This window comes from Sulfitobacter indolifex, from assembly GCF_022788655.1.
Classification (GTDB): Bacteria; Pseudomonadota; Alphaproteobacteria; order Rhodobacterales; family Rhodobacteraceae; genus Sulfitobacter; species Sulfitobacter indolifex.
Genome location: NZ_CP084951.1, coordinates 2,725,820 through 2,745,856 on the forward strand (window position 1 = coordinate 2,725,820; position 20,037 = coordinate 2,745,856).

General features: G+C 56.2%; 23 protein-coding genes. 9 read left to right on the plus strand and 14 right to left on the minus strand.

The window, feature by feature from the left end; all coding sequences use genetic code 11:
• Positions 1 to 95: 95 nt before the first annotated feature.
• Positions 96 to 545: a hypothetical protein gene (locus tag DSM14862_RS13375; protein WP_007117795.1), complete on the minus strand. Its 450-nt coding sequence runs from the start codon at positions 543 to 545 to the stop codon at positions 96 to 98.
• Positions 546 to 556: 11 nt separating this feature from the next.
• Complete coding sequence (locus DSM14862_RS13380) at positions 557 to 1,525, minus strand: cation diffusion facilitator family transporter (protein ID WP_007117796.1); 969 nt, start codon at positions 1,523 to 1,525, stop codon at positions 557 to 559.
• 271 nt (positions 1,526 to 1,796) lie between these two features.
• Here DSM14862_RS13380 and DSM14862_RS13385 point away from each other — a divergent pair, with 271 nt between their 5' ends.
• Together DSM14862_RS13385 and DSM14862_RS13390 are read left to right on the plus strand one after the other, a co-directional pair.
• The gene (locus DSM14862_RS13385; RefSeq protein ID WP_007117797.1) at positions 1,797 to 2,222 is read left to right on the plus strand and encodes a MerR family transcriptional regulator; all 426 of its coding nucleotides are present in this window, start codon (positions 1,797 to 1,799) and stop codon (positions 2,220 to 2,222) included.
• Positions 2,222 to 2,545, plus strand: coding sequence for a YnfA family protein (locus tag DSM14862_RS13390; protein WP_007117798.1), 324 nt, complete (start codon positions 2,222 to 2,224; stop codon positions 2,543 to 2,545). The genes DSM14862_RS13385 and DSM14862_RS13390 overlap by 1 nt, the downstream gene beginning before the upstream one ends.
• Before the next feature lie 38 nt (positions 2,546 to 2,583).
• Here DSM14862_RS13390 and DSM14862_RS13395 read toward each other — a convergent pair whose 3' ends face one another.
• The 3 genes from DSM14862_RS13395 to DSM14862_RS13405 are packed head-to-tail and all read right to left on the minus strand — an operon-like array spanning position 2,584 to position 4,400.
• Positions 2,584 to 3,240: a hypothetical protein gene (locus tag DSM14862_RS13395; protein WP_007117799.1), complete on the minus strand. Its 657-nt coding sequence runs from the start codon at positions 3,238 to 3,240 to the stop codon at positions 2,584 to 2,586.
• 17 nt (positions 3,241 to 3,257) lie between these two features.
• Entirely contained in the window at positions 3,258 to 3,986 is a 729-nt protein-coding gene (locus DSM14862_RS13400; RefSeq protein ID WP_007117800.1) for a HupE/UreJ family protein, read from the minus strand.
• 57 nt (positions 3,987 to 4,043) lie between these two features.
• The gene (locus DSM14862_RS13405; RefSeq protein ID WP_007117801.1) at positions 4,044 to 4,400 is read right to left on the minus strand and encodes a hypothetical protein; all 357 of its coding nucleotides are present in this window, start codon (positions 4,398 to 4,400) and stop codon (positions 4,044 to 4,046) included.
• An 81-nt stretch (positions 4,401 to 4,481) separates the two neighbouring features.
• Between DSM14862_RS13405 and DSM14862_RS13410 the strand changes: the two genes are divergently transcribed.
• Positions 4,482 to 4,742 carry a metal-sensing transcriptional repressor gene (locus DSM14862_RS13410; protein ID WP_007117802.1) on the plus strand — a complete coding sequence of 87 codons (261 nt, stop codon included), beginning with the start codon at positions 4,482 to 4,484 and terminating at the stop codon, positions 4,740 to 4,742.
• Between the two features lie 7 nt (positions 4,743 to 4,749).
• Positions 4,750 to 5,979 (plus strand): MFS transporter, encoded by a 1,230-nt coding sequence (locus DSM14862_RS13415; RefSeq protein ID WP_007117803.1) that lies wholly within the window; start codon positions 4,750 to 4,752, stop codon positions 5,977 to 5,979.
• A gap of 388 nt (positions 5,980 to 6,367) precedes the next feature.
• On the opposite strand, the gene DSM14862_RS13420 is transcribed toward DSM14862_RS13415, so the two are convergent.
• Both DSM14862_RS13420 and DSM14862_RS13425 read right to left on the minus strand, forming a co-directional pair.
• Positions 6,368 to 6,628, minus strand: a complete 261-nt coding sequence (locus DSM14862_RS13420; RefSeq protein WP_007117804.1) for a DUF6552 family protein — start codon at positions 6,626 to 6,628, stop codon at positions 6,368 to 6,370.
• Complete coding sequence (locus DSM14862_RS13425) at positions 6,618 to 7,322, minus strand: SDR family oxidoreductase (RefSeq protein ID WP_007117805.1); 705 nt, start codon at positions 7,320 to 7,322, stop codon at positions 6,618 to 6,620. Before DSM14862_RS13425 ends, DSM14862_RS13420 begins: the two co-directional genes overlap by 11 nt.
• Before the next feature lie 99 nt (positions 7,323 to 7,421).
• Between DSM14862_RS13425 and DSM14862_RS13430 the strand changes: the two genes are divergently transcribed.
• Positions 7,422 to 8,294, plus strand: coding sequence for a LysR substrate-binding domain-containing protein (locus DSM14862_RS13430; protein WP_040700233.1), 873 nt, complete (start codon positions 7,422 to 7,424; stop codon positions 8,292 to 8,294).
• A 423-nt stretch (positions 8,295 to 8,717) separates the two neighbouring features.
• Here the strand turns inward: DSM14862_RS13430 and DSM14862_RS13435 are convergent, their stop codons facing one another.
• The 4 genes from DSM14862_RS13435 to DSM14862_RS13450 all read right to left on the minus strand — a co-directional run bounded on the left by DSM14862_RS13435 (position 8,718) and on the right by DSM14862_RS13450 (position 12,829).
• Complete coding sequence (locus tag DSM14862_RS13435) at positions 8,718 to 10,187, minus strand: pyridoxal phosphate-dependent decarboxylase family protein (RefSeq protein ID WP_007117807.1); 1,470 nt, start codon at positions 10,185 to 10,187, stop codon at positions 8,718 to 8,720.
• Between the two features lie 17 nt (positions 10,188 to 10,204).
• Positions 10,205 to 10,978, minus strand: coding sequence for a DUF2182 domain-containing protein (locus tag DSM14862_RS13440; RefSeq protein ID WP_007117808.1), 774 nt, complete (start codon positions 10,976 to 10,978; stop codon positions 10,205 to 10,207).
• Between the two features lies 1 nt (position 10,979).
• On the minus strand, positions 10,980 to 11,621 hold the full coding sequence (locus DSM14862_RS13445) for a DUF1326 domain-containing protein (protein ID WP_007117809.1): 642 nt from the start codon (positions 11,619 to 11,621) through the stop codon (positions 10,980 to 10,982).
• A 119-nt stretch (positions 11,622 to 11,740) separates the two neighbouring features.
• Positions 11,741 to 12,829, minus strand: a complete 1,089-nt coding sequence (locus tag DSM14862_RS13450; protein ID WP_007117810.1) for a PLP-dependent cysteine synthase family protein — start codon at positions 12,827 to 12,829, stop codon at positions 11,741 to 11,743.
• 88 nt (positions 12,830 to 12,917) lie between these two features.
• Here DSM14862_RS13450 and DSM14862_RS13455 point away from each other — a divergent pair, with 88 nt between their 5' ends.
• Both DSM14862_RS13455 and DSM14862_RS13460 read left to right on the plus strand, forming a co-directional pair.
• On the plus strand, positions 12,918 to 14,930 hold the full coding sequence (locus tag DSM14862_RS13455; protein WP_131541655.1) for a transcriptional regulator: 2,013 nt from the start codon (positions 12,918 to 12,920) through the stop codon (positions 14,928 to 14,930).
• 125 nt (positions 14,931 to 15,055) lie between these two features.
• On the plus strand, positions 15,056 to 15,544 hold the full coding sequence (locus DSM14862_RS13460; RefSeq protein ID WP_007117812.1) for a cupin domain-containing protein: 489 nt from the start codon (positions 15,056 to 15,058) through the stop codon (positions 15,542 to 15,544).
• A gap of 200 nt (positions 15,545 to 15,744) precedes the next feature.
• Here the strand turns inward: DSM14862_RS13460 and DSM14862_RS13465 are convergent, their stop codons facing one another.
• Together DSM14862_RS13465 and DSM14862_RS13470 are read right to left on the minus strand one after the other, a co-directional pair.
• Positions 15,745 to 17,016, minus strand: a complete 1,272-nt coding sequence (locus DSM14862_RS13465; RefSeq protein ID WP_007117813.1) for a tetratricopeptide repeat protein — start codon at positions 17,014 to 17,016, stop codon at positions 15,745 to 15,747.
• A 503-nt stretch (positions 17,017 to 17,519) separates the two neighbouring features.
• Positions 17,520 to 18,068 carry a hypothetical protein gene (locus DSM14862_RS13470; RefSeq protein ID WP_131541656.1) on the minus strand — a complete coding sequence of 183 codons (549 nt, stop codon included), beginning with the start codon at positions 18,066 to 18,068 and terminating at the stop codon, positions 17,520 to 17,522.
• A 78-nt stretch (positions 18,069 to 18,146) separates the two neighbouring features.
• Between DSM14862_RS13470 and DSM14862_RS13475 the strand changes: the two genes are divergently transcribed.
• Positions 18,147 to 18,722 (plus strand): Crp/Fnr family transcriptional regulator, encoded by a 576-nt coding sequence (locus DSM14862_RS13475; protein ID WP_131541657.1) that lies wholly within the window; start codon positions 18,147 to 18,149, stop codon positions 18,720 to 18,722.
• Between the two features lie 167 nt (positions 18,723 to 18,889).
• Here the strand turns inward: DSM14862_RS13475 and DSM14862_RS13480 are convergent, their stop codons facing one another.
• The gene (locus DSM14862_RS13480) at positions 18,890 to 19,135 is read right to left on the minus strand and encodes a hypothetical protein (RefSeq protein WP_007117816.1); all 246 of its coding nucleotides are present in this window, start codon (positions 19,133 to 19,135) and stop codon (positions 18,890 to 18,892) included.
• A 280-nt stretch (positions 19,136 to 19,415) separates the two neighbouring features.
• Here DSM14862_RS13480 and DSM14862_RS13485 point away from each other — a divergent pair, with 280 nt between their 5' ends.
• Positions 19,416 to 19,742, plus strand: a complete 327-nt coding sequence (locus DSM14862_RS13485; RefSeq protein ID WP_007117817.1) for a hypothetical protein — start codon at positions 19,416 to 19,418, stop codon at positions 19,740 to 19,742.
• The last annotated feature ends 295 nt before the right edge of the window (positions 19,743 to 20,037 follow it).

The following is a 20,037-nucleotide window of genomic DNA, read 5'->3' on the forward strand; positions in this document are numbered from 1 at the left end:
CGTCGTTCCCGAAAGTGACGAAGAAGGTCGAGCGCGCCGCTGCACAATGGCAGCAAACGTCGCGAGACCGGGCCGTCACCCTTGGGTGCGGCCGGTCAACTTAGGGAGGTGGTTCGCGGTGGGAAAGGGTCAGATCCGAGATCAATCCCGGCGAGGCCAAGATCCCCCGGCACAGGCGCGAAGAAGCGCTGCACGCTTTCGAGTTGGGACTGAAGCATCTGCGAGGTTACAAAGAGGGGTGCCGTGCAATCAATGTCGCACATCACCTCACCCTGCTCTTCCTGCAAGCAAGCTGTGCAGGTATCGTCCTCTTCCATCGTCGCGGATGCGGTCAAACCTGACATCTGCATCGACATGTTCGCCGCCGCCAAATCATGCGCCAATACGCCCGTCAAAAGTACGAGCGAGAGGCAGAATGTGGCAAGGCGAAGCAGGATGCGCATGGCAGAGATATAGGAACCCGATGCGGTGGTGTCGATCCCCTCACCAGAAAGTGAGGGTGAGCGATCCGTCGCAGGCCCGCAGATCGGCAAGACACAGCGCATTGCGATGAGCCTCAGCGGTCGTGCGACGCCTCAACGCTGTGCTCAGCGTCTTTGCCAGCGCGCGTCGGGCCGCTCTCATGCCCAAACAACGCGGCATCCTGATGGGCATTCGCGGAAGTTTCAAACTCAAGGCTTGAATGGGTGATGCCGAAGTCATTCGCGAGCATTTTCTTGACCGCCTGCTTCACGGCTTCAAGGTCCGTCCAATCTTGCCCCTCCAACACCACATGGCAATCGAGCGCCACCTCATGCTCTTGCATCTGCCAAAGATGAACATGATGCACGTCCCTGACGCCAGCGACCTTGGTCATTGCCTCGACCACAGCGCCCGCATCCATGTCAGGCGGGCTGCCCAGCATCAACATACGGATCGGACCGCCAATTTCAGTAAGGGCCAGATAGAGAATATAAAGCGCAATACCGATGGTGATCGCCGGATCAACCCAACGCAGATCGTAAAGGATGATGAGCGTGCCGCCGAAAATCACCGCGACCGAGGCCAGCGCATCTGACAGGTTGTGCAAGAACAGCGCCCTGATATTCACGCTGCCCTTTTGCATCGAGTAGGTGAGCAGCGCCGTCAACGTATCGACGACAAGCGCGACCCCGCCCAGAATGACCACCGTCCAACCCGCCACCGCAGGCGGATCAATCATGCGCATCCCGCCTTCGTAGATCAGATATATCCCGACAAGAATAAGCGTGGTGTAGTTAATCAAAGCCGCAACGATTTCGATCCGGCCATAGCCAAACGTCATTCGCGCATCTGCCGGACGCCGTGCGATTTTTCGGGCGACAAAGGCGATGACCAGTGAGGCCATGTCCGAAAAGTTGTGCAGCGCGTCCGCGATAAGGGCGAGCGACCCTGCAAAGACACCGCCCACGATCTGCGCCACCGTCAGAAGGGCATTCGCCCAGATGGCCAGAGATACTCTGCGGTCCCCGCTTTCGGGGTCAATATGGGCGTGATCATGTGCCATCTGTGCTTCCTACCGGTTTGGGGTCATAACCGCTGCGTTCCGTCAGAAGTAGAGATACGACCTACAGCGACTGTAGCTTCAAGCGATTTGTCGACCTTTTCCTCTCTCGGTCAAGTTCCATGGCGATAGGCTGCGCGAATGGTCTTACGGTAGACCATGATACAGCGCGTTGCAGAATTCACAGGACGCGCTGTCACCCCCTTCATCGAACCCCAGCTTGCGCGACACCCTTCCAAAACCTACAGAGACTGTAGAATGGAAGGGATCAGACATGCTTGCTATCGGCATACTCGCAAAGCGCACTGGCACCAAAGTGCAGACGATCCGCTATTACGAGCATATCGGTCTAATGCCTGAACCCGGCCGGACCGAAGGCGGCCAGCGGCGCTATGGCGATGCCGAGTTGGACCGTCTCTCCTTCATCCGCCATTCCCGCCAGCTCGGCTTTTCGCTGGAGGCGATCCGAGAGTTGCTTGGCCTCTCTGACACGCCCGACCGATCCTGCGCTGATGTCGATGCCATCGCCCAAAAACAACTTCGCCAAGTCGAGGCGCGGCTTGTGCGGCTCGAGGCCCTCCGCGTTGAATTGCAACGCATGATCGGTGCCTGCAATGCGGATCGGGTGGCTGATTGTCGCATCCTTGAGGTGCTGCGCGACCATGAGGAATGCCTCGCCGATCACGGGGCCACCGCCTGATGCCTGCCGCCCTGCTCTATCCGCTTGCGGCATTGGCTGAGATCGTCGGGTGTTTTGCGGTCTGGGCGTGGTGGCGCGGCGCATCGCCGCTGTGGCTGGTGCCGGGGATGATCAGCTTGGCGCTGTTTGCGGGGTTGTTGGCCTTGGTCGAAGCCGGGTTCGCCGGGCGCGCTTTTGCGGCCTATGGCGGCGTTTATATCGCGGCTTCGCTGACATGGATGTGGGCGGTAGAAGGGCAGCGGCCTGATCTTTGGGATGCTGCCGGGGCGGGCCTCTGCATTCTTGGCGCAGCGGTGATTATTCTCGCGCCCCGCGCCGGATAGGCTGCCGACCCTTCTGAAAGGGCCGGCAGCCATGTGGTTTAGCTGGCGTCTTTGAATTCGTCGTATTCGCCGCGCACCTGAACGGTCACGGTGACCGCTGTCTTGTCACGGTTGCGCCAGAACCAGCCGTGTTCACCTGCGAAACCGGCGGTGATTTCGCCCTCTTCACCTGTCGAGCCGCGGCCTTTGTAATAGGTCTCGGATTGGCCCGACCCATGGCCGTGCAGGTCAAAGTTCACACGCCCCCCGTCGACCAACATAGCGTATTGCGCGGTTTGGCCTTCTTCCATCACCAACTTCCACTCGGCAGACTCGCCCGGCGCCAGCGTAAAGGTGATTTCATCGCGCCATTCTTGCACGGGTTCAGACGGCACCTCTTCGGCATGGGCGGCCCCGACGAAGACGCTGAAGATGTCGTTCATCAGGCTGGATTGCTCTTGGGTCACAAGCGCGCCCTGCTCTTCCAGCGCTTTGATGCGGTCTGCTTCGGCCTCTGCGGCGAGCTGGCTTTTGATCTCGCCCATTTCAGCGAGCCCAAGCACGCCGCCGATCCCCGTAGGGTCGATGTCGTATTCGGCGGGCAGCACCACGGTCACGAGGATCGCGACAGCACTGGCCGCTGCAATGGCGGTGGAGCGGATGAGCTGCGCGGAGGTGGGCAATTCGTTGAGGCTTGGTTTTTCTGCATTGAACATGTGGTTCTCCTATTTGCTTACGCGGCTACGAAATAGCCGGTGATTTGAAGGCCCATGAGGATGAACCCCATAGCCATCATGATGACGTTTGCGGTGTAGGCTTGGCGGAAGAAGTTGGGTGATTTCCGCCAAAAGCCCATGACGATAAGGATGACGGCAAGCGCCATCAGCTGGCCCATCTCAACGCCTACGTTAAACGCCAGAAGGTTGGCCAAAAGGCCGTCCGAGGCGATCTCGTAGTCGAGAAGCTTGGTGGCCAGACCGGTGCCGTGGAAGAAGCCAAAGATCAGCGTTGCAACCTTGGTATTGGGCTGCACACCGAACCAGCGCTGATAGGCGGCGAGGTTGTCGAGCGCCTTGTAGACGACCGACAGGCCAATGATGGCGTCAACGATATAGGCGTTGATGCCCCAGCCGAACCAAACACCGGCCAGCATCGTGGTCGAATGCCCCACGGCAAAGATGCTGACATAGATGCCGACGTCTTTCATCTTGTAGAGAAAGAAGACGACGCCGAACAAAAACAGGATGTGGTCGTAACCCGTCACCATGTGTTTGGCACCGAGATACATGAAGGGAATGATGTTCACCCCCCAGATTTCCTGAATATAGCCCGCATCCCCGGGCGTGACATTATGCGCCAAGGCATAGCTTGCGCTCTGAATGAGCAAGGTAGTTGTGACAAGGGACAGGATCGCGATCCGGCGTGCGCCAAAATCGGTCCAGCCCCGTGGGACTGTGTTCATGGATTGAACTCCGCGTATGTGATTTGTGAGGAATGGGAGCGCCAGTGGCGCGGCCAGTCACACGCGCGGCGGTCGTTCGATCAGGTAGACCCTTGAAGTATTTGCAGAAGCGGCACTCAGCCGCCAAGCGGCCCGGTAGACCTCAACAGGTTGCGCGGCCAAGGCGCGGCCAAACACGACGGCTTGGCTATGATCATGGTCTGCACTGTCGTGACTGTGCCCATGCATGGCCCAAACAAGGTCTTCTTCTAACCCGTGAGAGTGCCCGTGATCCGCGATCATCTGTTCATGTTCTTGAAGAACATCCAACACCGCAGGAACATGGGAAGAGGTCGGCACCACGGACCAGACGAGCACGGCCACACAGAGAAGCATCGCAAAAGCGGCTTGCCCAGTTGTCCGTAGAAAAGTCATCTGTCCTGTCTGCCCTCTCGTCAATTACGCGGCGCTTTTCGCCGTCTTGCTCTATCCCCCCTAGGGGGATACGGTCTTAGTATGTCAGACACCCATATTCATGCAAGTCATCCCGCCCTCATTGCCCGGCTGAAACGTGCCGATGGGCATCTGCGTGCGGTGATCACGATGTTAGAGGCAGGCAAACCCTGCGTTGACGTGGCGCAGCAGCTGCAGGCCGTTGAGAAGGCCGTGACCAACGCCAAACGCGTGTTGATCCATGACCACATCGACCATTGCCTTGAGGTCGATGGCTCCGAGAGTGACCGCGCCGAGCTTAAGACCATCACCCGTTACCTCTGAGGGTATTATGCTGGGTGTTTTATCGGATCGAACCTACAGACACCTCTTCCTCGCCCAAGTTGTCGCGCTTCTTGGCACTGGCTTGGCAACGATGGCGCTTGGCCTGTTGGCCTATGATCTGGCCGGGGATCGGGCCGCCATGGTGCTGGGCACCGTCTTTACGATCAAGATGGTGGCCTATGTCGGCATCGCGCCGATTGCTGGTGCCTTTGCCGAGCGTCTGCCGCGCCGCGCTCTGTTGGTCACGTTGGACCTGGTGCGGGCGGCGGTGGCCTTGGCTCTCCCCTTCGTGACCGAGGTTTGGCAGATCTATATCCTGATCTTCTTCCTGCAATCAGCCTCAGCCGCCTTTACGCCGACCTTTCAGGCAACCATCCCTGACGTGCTGCCCGACGAGGCGCGCTATACCAGAGCGCTGTCCTTGTCCCGTTTGGCCTATGATCTGGAGAACATCATCTCGCCCGCGCTGGCCGCTGTGCTGCTGACGGTGATAAGCTACAACGCCCTTTTTCTTGGGACGGTCGCAGGTTTCGGGGCCTCGGCGCTGCTGGTGCTGACGGTCGTTCTGCCCGGCCCCCAAGCGACAGTCCCGCGCGGGATTTATGACCGCACCACGCGGGGGCTGCGGATCTACCTCGCAACACCGCGGTTGCGCGGGCTGCTGGGGCTAAACCTCGCGGTGTCGTCGGCGGGCGCGATGGTTTTGGTGAACTCGGTTGTGCTGGTGCGGGGGCAACTGGGGCTTGATGATACGGCGCTGGCTTGGTCCATGTTCGCCTACGGGGCTGGCAGCATGAGCGCGGCGCTGGCTCTGCCCAGAGTGCTGGACAAGTACCCGGACAGACCCGTCATGATGACAGGGGCTTGGCTGATGATGCTGGCTCTGTTTGGGATCGCAGCGGGCATCATGGTTTTCGGCTTATCTTGGCCCCTCCTGCTGACGATTTGGCTGCTCATCGGCCTGGGCAATTCTGCGGTTCTGACCCCCTCGGGCCGTCTCTTGCGCCGATCGGCTCAGCCAGAAGACCGGCCTGCTGTATTTGCAGCGCAATTCGCGCTGTCTCATGCTTGCTGGCTGATCACCTATCCTTTGGCAGGTTGGACCATGACCGCATTCGGAACGGTTCCAGCGCTGATACTGCTGGGTAGTTTGGCCGCGCTCGGGATCATAGCAGCCCTGCGCGTTTGGCCCGCTGACGTATCGGATAACACGGGCGCGTCTAGCACTCATTTTTGAATAGGACGGGTCGCAGTGTGGTGAGCCGCCGAACGGCGTCTCTTGTCCTCACGCATTAGGCATACGACTTGGGTCGCTAAAACGCGAAAATCGGGCGTTTCCGCCCGATTGACCTTATTCGCTTGCAAAATGGGCGTTTTAGCCCGGCCGATGGCTATTGGTGGTCAGAACATGCAGGGAAAAACAGGAGAAGGCTTCTCAAGCTCCCAAAAAACCCTGATTCTAAGATTCGAAAATTAAATTCTTTTTAACTACTTACTATTCAGACACCGACGCGCGGAAACTAATAGTCTGCTCAAGAAAGGAAAAGCTTACGCAGACATTTAACACTTTCTTACTAAGAACTTAGAGCCCGTTCGGCCTGATGCTGCACCCTGCTCGGTCTGCTCTATGAAGGCGACCCACTTGTCATTCCCGCGACCATCGCACCGAGCGCGACAAGATGGACCAGCATCAACGCTTTGTCATTCCACAACGCGCCAACAGCAAACCACCCCAACACGCCGATCAGAAACAGATAAAGGTTCCATGGCGTCCATCCAAACCCTGTAGCGGTGTAGCCCAGGATCTGGATGATCGATGCACCCCATTTGACTACAAAAACCAAGCGGTCAAATCTTGGGCCCTCGGTGACAGCGTCAGACAGCACGGGTCAAACCGCCGTCGATACGCAGGTTCTGACCGGTTATATAGCCACCGCCTTCAGAGGCCAGAAGCGATATTACCGAAGACACTTCCTGCGCGCGCCCGTAGCGCCCCATGGGAATGCGCGCCCTGCGATCCTCGGTTTCCGGCAAGCTGTCAATGAAGCCGGGCAGGACATTATTCATACGAATATTGTCGGCAGCGTATTTATCGGAATAAAGCTTGGTGAACGCAGCAAGCCCTGCGCGGAAGACGCCTGAAGTCGGAAAGAGCGGATCAGGCTCGAAGGCCGCGAATGTCGAGATGTTGATGATGGCTCCGCCTCCCTGTGCCTGCATGACCGGTGTAACAAGGCGAGTCGGACGGACGACGTTCATCAGGTAGACTTCCATGCCCATGTGCCAGTCATCATCCGATATCTCCAGCACCGGCCCTTTGGGGCCATGACCAGCAGAGTTGATCAGCGCGTCTACACGGCCCCAACGCTCAACTGCGCCTTGAACCAAGGCAGACAGGTCGTCAGGGCTGGTGTTGGAGCCTGTAACACCAAATCCGCCTAACTCAACGCCAAGCGCCTCGCCTTTGCCTGATGATGAAAGGATGCCCACCTTGAACCCGTCTGCGGCCAACTGACGGGCAGCATCTGCACCCATTCCACTTCCGCCTGCGGTGATAAGCGCTACTTTTTCTACTGGCATTTCTCTCTCCAACTCTGCGTTGGCGTATCTATACCAAGTTTTTGTCGGATACCCCTCCTGAGAATTGATGTCTCCTGCCTGTAGGATTACTATTGTAAGATGTCTCAACTTCCTCCCCTCAACGGGTTACGTGCATTTGACGTGGCCGGCAGGTTTCTAAATTTCCGCGCGGCTGCCGATGAATTGGGCGTTACTCAAGGTGCCGTGGCCCAGCAGGTGCGCCAGCTTGAGGCGCATTTAGGGGTGCCCTTGTTTGAAAGGCTGCCCAAAGGGCTGGCCTTCACTTCGGCGGGACGGAGTTATCACGTGAATGTTGCCACCGCATTCGAGGCTCTTCGCAATGCGACGGACCAACTCAAGCCGGAACCCGGCAAAGTCCTTGTCAGTGTCACGCCGACATTCGCCGCAAAGTGGCTGATCCCTAATCTGCCCGACTTTTCGGCCAAGCACCCTGATATCGACCTGCGCATTCTGGCAACAGAAAAGGTTTCAAGCTTTCACAGTGATGGAATTGACCTTGCCGTGAGGCAAGGCATGCCGCCCTTTGGGGCCGCCCTCAACGCTCACCTTTTATTTCGCCAGCAGGTTGTCGCAGTGGCAGCACCAGGCCTTGTTGGCGAGCACATCCTGCCTGTAAGCCCACAGGCCATATCCTCCATGCCCAAACTCCACGATGCGCATGATCTTTGGCCAAAATTTCTGGACTTGCTCAATATTGAAGATAAAGGGGGGCGCGGGCTGCGTCTCAATCAAACGTCTCTGGCTGTGGATGCTGCGCTCTTTGGTCAAGGTGTGGCTCTGGTAAGCCGTTTTCTTGTAGCTGCGGAGATCGCGACCAAGCGACTGATCCAGATCACGCCACAATCCCTCTCCGGCGAACAGGATTTCTACCTGCTCGCCACCAGAAACTCCAAACATAACGCCGCGATTGATGTGGTGGTGGCATGGTTTCTGGATCAAGCTGAAAGGTAATCCCGTCCTAATCGTGCCAAAGGAGAGCTGCTGATTGCGGCCATTGGAGCAGTTGCAGATAAACGTCGCTATGTCCCGCGCAGCTGACCTTGGTAAGTTGTGCGACTAATGTCCGGTCCGAGCCCAAAATGACCGCGTGAGGGCCGAGAACCTCGCAGTTGCGGCGTAAACTGGGCCGGCAAGAGCGACCCAAAGGAAACACTCGAAAGCAATCCTGGTTGCTGCAATGCTGCGAGACTAACCGGCCATTCAATGCGACCGAAAAATGATGAGGAGCGATCGCACGGTATGGAAAGGTCTTCGGTATATTCTTTGCAAAGTAGATCACCGCGGAATTAACGTAGATACAGAAAGCCGACGACTAACGTATGATCGTTGAGATGACAGATGAATTGACAGCTTTTCGGGTAGTTTATCCGGGCGTTAACCTTTTTTCATTCTGGTGTTTTGAGCCAGTATCTCACCCAGCCGGACGACCTCGCCAGTCAACATGTCCAAGTCGGACGGGAGGGTCCGATGATTATTTATTGCAGCTCTCAAGCAATGTCGTCCTCTTACCGTCGTGTCCGAGACCGCGGCGATGCCAGTCTCCTGCATGCGCACCATTATCTCTGTGTTCAGTCGCTTGAGGGCCTCTTCCGACAGTCCTCCGGGATCGTATCGAAAGCAGACGATATTTATGACGCCCGGAAAGCATAGCTCCAAGTTCGGTGTGGCGATGATCCGGTCGGAGAGATAGCAGGCATGGTCGAGGTCTTGATCGATCAGCCGCCCGAATTTCGCCAGACCGTGTTCCTTCAGTGCCATCCAGACCTTCAGCGCCCGGAACCCGCGCGACGTCTGGAGCCCGAAGTCGTGCAGCCATGCGCCCGAGGCGATGCCTCGCGGTGCTGCCTCAAGATACTCGGGCGTAACAGTGAATGTGCGGAGATGCGCGTCTGCATCTTTCACCAAGGCGCAGCCGACCTCAAAGGGGGCATGCAGCCACTTGTGTGGATCAATAGCGATCGAGTCGGCTCGTGCGATCCCGTTTACCATTGCGCGCCCTTTCGGTGCGATGGCCAGAAGTCCGCCGATGCAGCCGTCGACGTGCATCCAAAGACCTTCCTCAGCGCAGAGGTCGGCGATGGCCGCGAGGTCGTCAATGGCGCCGGTGTTCACGGTCCCCGCTGTTGCAATCACGCAGGCGGGGTGCAGGCCGGAGGCGCGGTCCTCTGTGATAGCTGTGCGGAGGGCTGCAAGATCCATTCGGCAGTCCGCGTCGGACGGAATACGCCGCAAAGCATTGTTGCCAAGCCCCATCGCTTCAACAGCGATGCGGTGGCAGGAGTGGACCTGATCCGAGCCGTAAAAGCGCATTGGTGCAGAAAGGGCGCCGATGCCCTCGTTCCTCAGGTCGATACCAGACATGACGTTGCGCGCGACAGTCAGTCCGATCAGGTTCGCCATTGAGCCACCCGAGACCAAGGTGCCGCTGGCCTCTGCCGGATAGCCGATCATTTCCTTCATCCAGCCGATAACCTGCTTGTCGATTTCAGCAGCTGCATGATCGCCGCCGCCAAGGTTCGATCCGAGAATGGCCGCGAGGAAGTCGCCCATCGCCCCGGTGAAGTTACTGGCCCCCATATACCACATCCAGAACCGCGGATGGATATTGCCCATCGGGAAGGGGAAAACCTCTGTCATCACCTGCTGATAGACGTTTGGCAGCGGCATACCTTCATGAGACAAGCCCTTACGAAACTGCTCGCGCACCTGTGGCGGCATGTCCTGCCAGACGGGGCGGGATCGGACATCTCGGATGTAATCGATGGCGTCGTCGACCATTTGATGCGCAACGGCGCGGTGCGTTTCCCAGTCAGCGGGATCAAGCGTTTCCGGTAATTTGGACATGGCTTAGCGAAACTCCCTTATGAGACTGCGAGAGCAAGCAATACTGCTCCGGCAGTGATCAGCAGACTGGCGGACACGGCTCCAGTATATCGCCATTGAGGGATGGCCTTTTCGATCAGGACATAGGCCGCGAGGGCGCCGATCCATGCAAGGTTCATTACCCCGCCCACGAACAGAAGCGCCATCAGCGCCCAGCAGCACCCGAGGCAGTATCCGCCGTGTTGGAGCCCCATCAAGAGGGCACCGCGAGGCCCAGGCCGCCAATGACCGGTCACGAACTGAAGCGGCGACTGGCAGTGCTTGAGGCAGGCGCTCTTGGCCGGCGTAAGCTGATAAATCCCGGCTACCAACAGGAGCAGTCCCGCCAGCATCTGGGAATTGGCTCGCATGCCGTCGAGAAGCCCGATCTGGGTCAATTGCCACTGCATGAGGGTGGCCACCACGCTGAAACCGCCCCAGACGAGTATATACCCCGAGACGAAAAAAGACGTGCTTGCCCGCCTGCTTGCCCGCTTCGCGACCGATGAGAACAGCAGGATCATCGGCGCGGCCGAAGGCAGCATCATCGCCACCATCATCACCCACCACATGATGAACATCAGCCCTGTCTGTGCCGGCGACCACCCCGACGCCTGCGCTGTTTGCATGGGCGCCGACATGGCGGGCATCTCCATGCCGGCGCCAGTCAACAGATAGCCCCACGAAAGCAGGGTTACCGTTGCAAGACCGATCGCCACCAACACCTGATCCCGGTGCAGCAACCGTTCTAACGGGCTAATCCCGCCGGCCATCTCAATGGACTGCTTCGATGATGCCGCTATTCGAGAGATGAAGCTCATTGAATTGGGCGTAGGTGTCGGTGTTGTTGGGCAAGTCGATCAGGCCGTGGGTGCGTGTTGTCCCATTGCCCATCTCGGCGACCCGGTAGCCGAAGCCGCCGATTGTGTCGATCCGCACCCGATGGGGATTACCGGTCACGGGATTGAGGATCGGACGCGCCTCCAGATCGAAAACGTCGTCGACATGGACCTCTCCAGTCCGGGCCTTGATGTCGGACGTGTAAGAGATCTTTTTGTAGAGGGTTTCCTCCTTGTGCGGAGACATCATTGAGAAGACCCACCACATGGTCGCCATTTCATCGGTATCATCACCGCGCATGATCTTTTCCAAGGCGTCGCGCTGCTCGGGCGAGGCACGTTCGTCGATGATCATTTGCATGCGTCCTTCACCCTTGTGAATGGGGCCGGGCCATTTCACGACCATGGCCATGTTCAGCCCGTCGAGTGTGACTTCCCCGTAGTGACCTTTATCGACATGAAAGCTCAGTGCCGCTTCGCATGTGCCGTGAGTTGGCAGCGCGTTGAACTGGCAAGGGCAGCCATAGGCGCAATTGCAATTGGTCAGCTCAGAGCCGTGGATTTCCCAATGTGTCATGGTCGTTTCTCCTAATGAGGTATCATCTGAACGTTAAACTTTTCTTCTGTTCCTTTTGGACGATGCATTTGTAATGGCGTGCGCAGTGAAACCGGGGCTAAGCGACTAAGCCTTTTGTTTCATTCCGCCGCGAACTGAGCACAGGGAGTGGATTGCGACAGTGCCAATTCTTCGCCGTTCATTTCGTCGGCGATACTTTCGAAAAGCGGAGTCGTCATATAGCGCTCGCCGGTGTCCGGTAGCATGCACAGGATGACCGAACCTTGCGGAGCAGTTTCGGCCACTTTGACGGCTACAGCAAAAGTTCCCCCGCCGGAAATGCCCGTCAGGATGCCTTCCTTGCTGGCCAGCTTAAGGGTCCATGCTATCGCGTCAGCACCCGTTACCGGCAGCAGTTCGTCATAGCTATTGTTGGTGAGCGCCGTTTGCAGCACCTGCGGAATAAAATCCGGTGTCCAACCTTGGATGGGATGTGGCTCAAATGCTGTGTGACTGGCGGCGGGAGCACCACCGTCCTTCCGCTCTTGTCGCCCACCACTGCCGAGGAGTTGCGCATTGGCAGGTTCGGTGAGGATGATCCGAGTGTCGGGCCGCTCGCGTCTCAAATGTGCCGAAACGCCAGCAAAGGTGCCGCCCGTTCCATAGCCGGTGACGAAAGCGTCAAGCCGCGACCCTGCGAAGTCAGCAACAATCTCGCGCGCTGTCGTCGCCTCGTGAATGGCGGCATTAGCAGGCGTCTCAAATTGGCTGGCAAGAAACCAACCGTTCGCCTCTGCAAGTTCCGCCGCCTTACGATACATGCCAAAACCTTTCTCCGCGCGGGGCGTCAGAACGACTTTGGCTCCAAAAATACGCATCAGCTTGCGTCGTTCGATGGAAAAACTGTCGGCCATCGTGACGACGAGAGGGTATCCTTTCTGGGCACAGACCATGGCAAGGCCGATGCCCGTATTGCCGCTGGAGGCCTCGACAACCGTTTGACCCGGTTTGAGTGCTCCGGACCGTTCCGCTGCTTCGATAATACCGATCGCGAGCCTGTCCTTGACGGAAGCTCCCGGATTGAAGGCCTCCACTTTGACATAGAGTGTGACATGGGACGGACCGAGGTTGTTAATCCGAACAGTCGGCGTGTCGCCGATCGTTTCGAGGATCGAGTTATATAGGTGCCCTCGTCCTTTTGTCATCCTGATCTGCGTATCGAGGGACATGCCCCGCTCCTTTTCCAATATGGATTGTCAGGTTTTCATGGTATCACCGATGCATCACTCCTGAGTGGGAGGCACCGTGGAAACTTCCGTGGAATCTGATCTGAACATGCGGTCGAGCGGGACAGACGCGCTCGATATCCGTCTGCTCGGAACAGTGCGCGTGACGCGTAATGGTATGTCTGTGCCCCTGCCTAAGTCGCGAAAACTGCGCGCTCTTCTCGCTATCCTTGTTACAGAAGGCCAACCGATGGGGCGCTCACGTCTATGCGACCTGCTCTGGGATTTGCCGAATGATCCCAGGGCCGAGCTACGCTGGCATTTAAGTAAATTGAGGAAGTGTATCGACACACCGGAGCATCCGCGCATTGTCACTCACGAAGATGCTATTGGCATTGATCTCGCAGGATGCACCGTTGACGCGCTTGAATTGGTAGAGTTGGAAAAAGGCTTGCCGACAACGCTGCCAGAACTTTCGGTCTTTGCGGATCGGCATCGAGAGATATTTCTTGGCGACATGGAGCTGTCTGGCACGGCTGCCTCGGTTTGGCTGTCGGCTCAAAGGCGCTGCTTTTCTTCTGCATCAAGCGCATTAGCAAAGGCGCTTGCGAAGGCGACCCCTTTCGATGATCCAGCGTTTCCAAGAACTGTCGAGCAATGGCTCGATCTCGCTCCGTTTGAAATTGAGGGGCATCGCCTGCTGCTGTCTCATCTTTTGACCCATGGTCGGTTCGCCGAAGCTGAGACGCATTTAAGGACGACAGAGGAATTATTCTTTGGCGAGGGTCTGCCGTTGACTGGGCTGCGTGAGGCTGCAAAAGACGCCAGATCAATCGGCCGCGTGGTGATGGCGGAAACTATCCATCCTGCGGAAGTCATTCAAACTAATGACAATGAAGGCTTAAATTCTAAGTTTAATAACAGACGGTCTTCACTGGCTGTGATGCCTTTTTTCGCTGTGCAGAGTGATCAGCCATATATCGAGATTGCCGACGGATTGACGCATGACGTCATCGTCCGTTTGGCAAAGCTCAGATGTATCTCGATTATTGCCCGTGCATCGGTTCAAGCACTGGAGAACCACGGGCTTGATCCAGCTGAAGCTGGTATTAGGCTTGGCGTCGACTACGTGGCAACTGGGACCTTACGCCAGCAATCGTCCACCTTGCGGTTCGAGCTCGAACTCGTCGAAACCTCGTGCGGCAGCATTGTCTGGACAGATGTTTGCGAAGTTACCAGCGCAAACCTCATGGAGGCGTTAAACGATCTGGGCAACTGGATTGCGTCGGCGCTGATGGGCGAAATCGAGCAATCCGAGCGTAATCGTGCCATTCTCCGCCCGCCCTCTTCTCTTGACGCTTGGGGCTCTCATCACCGTGGGCTCTGGCACATGTATCGCTTTACGAAGCACGACAACGCACAAGCTCAGCTCTATTTTGAACGCGCTAAGACCCTCGATCCTACATTCTCCAGGGCGTTTGCTGGGCTGTCATTCACACACTGGCAGAGTGCCTTTCAGAACTGGTCCGACCCTGTCGTGGAGGCCAATCTCGCCTATGCAGCTGCAGCACAAAGTCTTTTAGCTGACGAGAAAGATCCCGCAGCGCACTGGGCAATGGGACGTGCGCTTTGGCTGAGAAAGAAAAACGACGCGGCTGTTTTTTCATTGCGCGAGTCGGTCGACCTTAGTCCCAACTTCGCGTTGGGCCATTATTCATTGGCTTTCGTTGAATCTCAGACCGGAGACCCCCATGCGGCAATCCAATCGTCAGACCTGTCGCGTTCTCTCAGTCCATATGACCCGCTTATGTTTGGCATCTTGGGCAGTCGTGCGATCGCTCATTTCCGGCTTCAGGAATTCGAAGAGGCTGCCATGTGGGCCAAGCGCGCGGCTGCGCGACCTAATGCGCACGTCAATATTTATGGGTTGGCAGCGATCTGTCTTTCGGTCGCTGGCAGGGTGACCGAAGCGCGCGAGCTGACCAGCACCATCCATGCGATGCAGGCTGGCTACGGTATCGATAACTTTCTGGCGGCTTTTCATTTTGAACATGACCAAGCCAAACTCCTACGATCAGCAGCAGCTAAGGTCTTTCTTAGCTAATTGTTTAAGCCTTTATTTTCCACGCCGATTTCCATGAAGGTAACCACGTCCTCTTCCACGGTAGTTTGCGACTATGGGTTCGTTAAGGAGCAACATTGCTCGCAACCCATTCGTAGGAGAGAGATATGTTTAGTTCAGTAATCCCATCGTATAGGCTGGGTGCTTTTGCCGCGGTGCTGGCAGTGACTGCTTTCATGCCGCCGGCAAGTGCTCAAGAACATCATCATACGGTCGTCATTCCAGATGAGGTAGAATTCCAGCAAGGCCCTCCGTCCCTTCCGGAGGGCGCTCAAATCGCTGTCCTGTATGGAAACCCTGCTGAAGAGGGCCCGTTTGCCCTGCGTCTGAAATTTCCTGCAGGTTATACGATCCCGCCGCATACCCACCCTAAAGATGAAATCGTTACAGTTATCTCCGGAAAACTGGGGCTAACGGCTGGTGACATCCTTGACCGATCTGCAGCACCACTGTTGGCAGCAGGCAGCCTTGTGGTGTTGCCGTCAGGCATGGCTCATTTCGCATGGGTAGAAGAAGAGACGATTATTCAACTAAATAGCATAGGTCCATTAAAAATAACTTATCTACAAGACGCAGATGATCCTCGAGTTAATTGAACTCGTGGAATATTAACACGGTCTACTTGGTCGTCTTCAGGTAGGTGTTGCCAATCCGTTCGAGCGGAACATCTTTTGAACTGAAAGCCCCTTCGCCTCAAACTCGGGAAAGGAGCATAATCTTAGAAGTAATCGACCGGTATATAAGAGTTGCAGTTTTTCGTGGGTGATAAGAATATGACCTCTTCACTGGACGCTGGTCAGAATCCCGCCACCGCGTTGCTGATGGCGGCCTTGGGTCGGTGCATGGCGATTTGCCTGTGCGCTTCATCATGGCGCCCCAGTCGTAGCAGCACTCCGACCGACGCGTATTCGATTAGATCCCGTTGCGCGCGGCTGCCACCAAGCCGCGCGTGATCCCATAGTGCAAGCGTCAACAAATCGTTGGCTCGCGTCCAGTTCTGGTCAGCAATGGCTCCAAAGGCTTCGGCCAGTGAGCTGACAAGTTGCGCGACTGGCCCTTTGGCACCCGTGATGATCCGTTCCAACGCCTCTGACCTGCCCGCCATCGCATAGGCAAGCGAAGCATGCACATCCGCAAAACCAAGCCCCGGATTTGGGAAGTGCTCAGCTGCATAGTCACAAACCACCTGCCAGCGTGCTTGCGGCACCGCGATCCCGGCCAGTTCCGCGCGATAAAGCACAGCCGCCAGATCAACCATCACGTTCAACGGTGGCCCCCAAGCACCCCTCGGGTCGATATCGCTGTCCACGATCCGCCACATCTCGTCGATATCGCCCCGCGCCAGCGCCCACAGCGCAATATGCCAAGCAATGTGGCAGTGCATCTGGCCTTCTTTTTCGTAGGCGCTCTGCCAGTCTGTGATGAAGACATATCCGGCGTCGGTCTGCCCAGTCTCGTAATAAAGATGCGACTGAAAATGCGCGCCATGGGCATTGCGCGGGTTGGCGGCCAGCGATTTTGCGATGCTTTGCTCTGCGCGGTCAAACTGGCCTACCTCAACCTGCGCAAAGCCAAGCAGACCTTGCAGCCACCAGTCATCGCCGTAGTGAGGTTCCAAGATCTCGGCCAATGCAAGGTTTTCGGCTTCGCGGCCCGGCTGGCCGCTAAACCCTATTAGGCTCAAGACGCCAAGACATGCCTGCGCGATCAGAACGTCGCGGGGGTAGTCTTTCAGTTGCTCTCGTGCGGCGCGGTATCCTTCGGCACTTTGGCCGGCAAGTAACAGACCAATGATATTGATCTGCCGGCGCTCGCGGTCGGTCTGCACGCGCTTGCACTGTCGCGCGGTTTCAAGCGCCAGCTTGGCACCCGTTCGGTCGCCAATCAGCTGGCGATAGCGTGCAAGAACTACATGAGGGAGGGCAAAATCAGCGTCCGCCTCAACGGCTCGCTGCAATGTCGCGACAACGCCGATCTCAGCGCCGAGGAAGCGATCAAGCCCCAGAACATAAGCGTCTCGCGCCGTTGGAGAGTTTGTCGATATAGAGTATCCGTATCGATCCTTCATTGGACGCACCTTGGGTTAACAAGGTTATTATACCCTACATCGCGTCAGATGTCTCCGCAGACGCATAAGGCAAGCTCCGTCAATCCATTGCCATGGGTTAGACTCGGACTGAGAAAATTTTGACGCCGACGGAAGATCAAGTATTGTTGATAGCTGAATGTCCGCTGTTGGCGCGTCGGTCCTATTTGTCCTCCCATGCAGAGAATGTCCGGTATCCGACCTTCATTCCAAAAGCCTTCGTAACCGCAGCGAAAACTGAGCGGTCGCAGCGAACGGCAGGAAGGTCCGCACTGTGATCCTTTGGCTATCATTCCTTCGCTGCAAATTGTTCGAATGACTGGTTTTCACGCCGCGTTGCAACAACAGAATTTTAGCTGTCGCAGTAATTTCCACGCTGCGAGCGCACGCTGCACAAAATCAGCAGGTCCGTTGTGGGCTCACCCCGGACGTTCGCCACCCGGCACGCCAACGTTCGCATTGCGGACGAAGCTGCCGGTGCCCAACTATGGATGAAGGTCGGCTTTTGATAGCCGGATCCAGTTCAATCCCATCAAAAGCACGAGCATCACAGCCAAGGTTGTTGAAACTGACTTGATTATCGTGGCCGAGCTGGCGGCACAGACCAAGGGAACAGAAACCTCTGGCCAGCTCCAGATCATCGCTACGATACCAAGGTTTTCGACATAATCGAATAGGCCGCCAACAACCGAAAAGGCGATGCCAAAGCGGACAAGCGTCCTGTTTGGTGTGCGTTGTCCAAGCCAGTAGATCGCGGCAACCATAGTCAGCGCGAGCATAGCTGGATAAATGGTGTCCAAAGCAATCTGGCGAGTGATGTAATATCCGCGCCCGTCCACTCCCAGCGTGTCAAGAAGCGCCACAGCCTCATTCGGGCCATAGCCTGACGGACGCATGTCGAATGGGACCTGCCCCGAAACCGCTTCGATGTGAGCAAGGGTGACACTTGTCATCAGCGCATAGATAGACGCAGCTATCAAACCTGAACCAACCGCAAATTTTCCAATGTGCTTTGACAGAATTTTGTTCGTCATTTTGTAAACTCCCTGATCTGTGCCACACATGCCCGCAGAGAGTTTCACCCACATTATCATTTGATAAGGCACTCGAAGATGGATTTACGGACTTTCCTGATGCAGTCATCTGACCTGTCAGACATGGCTTACTCGGATGATTTCTTATCAGGTTGGACACGGCGGCACTTAAAGAAAGGGGCGCACCTTTCCCGCCAAGAACAATCCGAAACAGGTGAATTCATACTTTTGGAAGGGTATCTGTCGAGTAGTATATGTGACCAGGACGGCAAAGAGATTTGCGTCAGTTTTTATGCCGGTCCCAGCGTTGTAACGCCAAATATTGCTCGAACACGCAACGGATTGTCGCTTGTATCCATTGTGGCTATGGCCGATTCCACGCTGGCACGGATTGACAGTGAAGTGCTTTCAAATTGGATGATTTCGGCTGAACCGGTCCGCAATTGGGCCAACGGTATTCTGCGGGAAGCATTGAGCCGGAAGGTGGAGCGAGAGTGGTGTCTCGCCGCACTTAGCGGCGCTGAGCGGCTTACATGGTTTCGCCAGGCATATCCCGGCTATGAAGACATCTTTCCCCATACGTTGATTGCGTCCTATTTGGGCTTCACACCCGTCACAATGAGCCGCCTGCGTAAGAGCGACAAAATCCGATAGGACACAGCCTTTCGTGCAAAGCGCAAAACCTTTCAAACCGGCTCGAAGCGGTCGTTAGCTGCCCATCGCATGATTGTCCTCTGTGCGGGACGAAGCTGCCATTCGCTGCGGACGCACAGTTTCCGCTACAGTTGAGAAGACCTCTTGGATGAAAGGCGGAAACCGGACTAGCAGCGAGGCCCCCAGTCAGAAGTTGACGGCAGAAAGAAATAGTGGGTGAAGCCGACGAGCCTGCCATTCTGCTCCGCCACAAAGCCAAAAGGTTCTCCAGATCCCCCTCGCAAAGACTGCCAAACCCGATCTGTTTTTCTGTTCTCGACTTCCTGTTCGTAGAATTCATTGTAAGCGGGCCAGAGCATCTGCCATTCGGATTTATCAGACTCGTTTATGCGGCGGATTTCGATAGCGGTCATTCGTCATCTCTTTGAAATTTGCACTCCAACACAGCCTATACGGCCCAAGAATACAATGTCGGAAAAGCCTGCACGACTGACCTTCAGGCAGTTCTCCAAAACCTTGGTTTATGCCGGTGCTAAAAGGGTAGTTTTTGGGAGGCTTAGGAAAGGGGTTATGACCTAGCATTGACCACAGGGACAACTGGACCGACTTTCCGCGACCACCTCTCTCGGATTAATTTCTCCAATCCTCTGGAACTTATCATCCGCTAAATGGTTTGCTTGAGAGAGGCGTAAAATGAAAAATTCTTTAATCACAATCTTTTTGTTTATGGCAGCCGCAACGGCAGGTTCAGCACAGAATCTTTCGATCTGCATGCCCACGGCTGAGCTTGAATCGGGCCTTGTAGATTGGCACAATGAAACACTCGCTTCTCAGCAAGGCGAAGACACTTACGTCTGGGCATCTGGCATAGGTGGAAGCTGGACGCTCGTGCAATACAAAGACGATGTGGGAGGCGAGGTAGCTTGCGTCCTAGAGCACGGCGAAAACTGGACACCCAATATTGGCGAAAACGTTTTGCTAGCTAATGCAGTTACTCATGAGAAGCCCAAGCTCTTTTGAAACAAGGCATATCCGCTTGTTTTTGGAACGCCCATCAAACAAGTTGTCTGAAGCTACCAAAAATCCCGTTCAAGACCTCAGCAGTAGTTGAAGGGTTTTGGCTCGCTCATGATAGTAGCCATTCGTGCCTTCCGTTCGGCATGAAATGAGGGCCGTATTGTCGGCCATAAGCGGTTGCTCAAATAGCTGTAACTAAATGCAAGGCGGTTGGTCATTCATTTAGCTGAAGCCTAACCAGAAGACTCACAGAAGATCAGCTATTTCAATGACATGAATATTTAGCGGGTCCGATGAA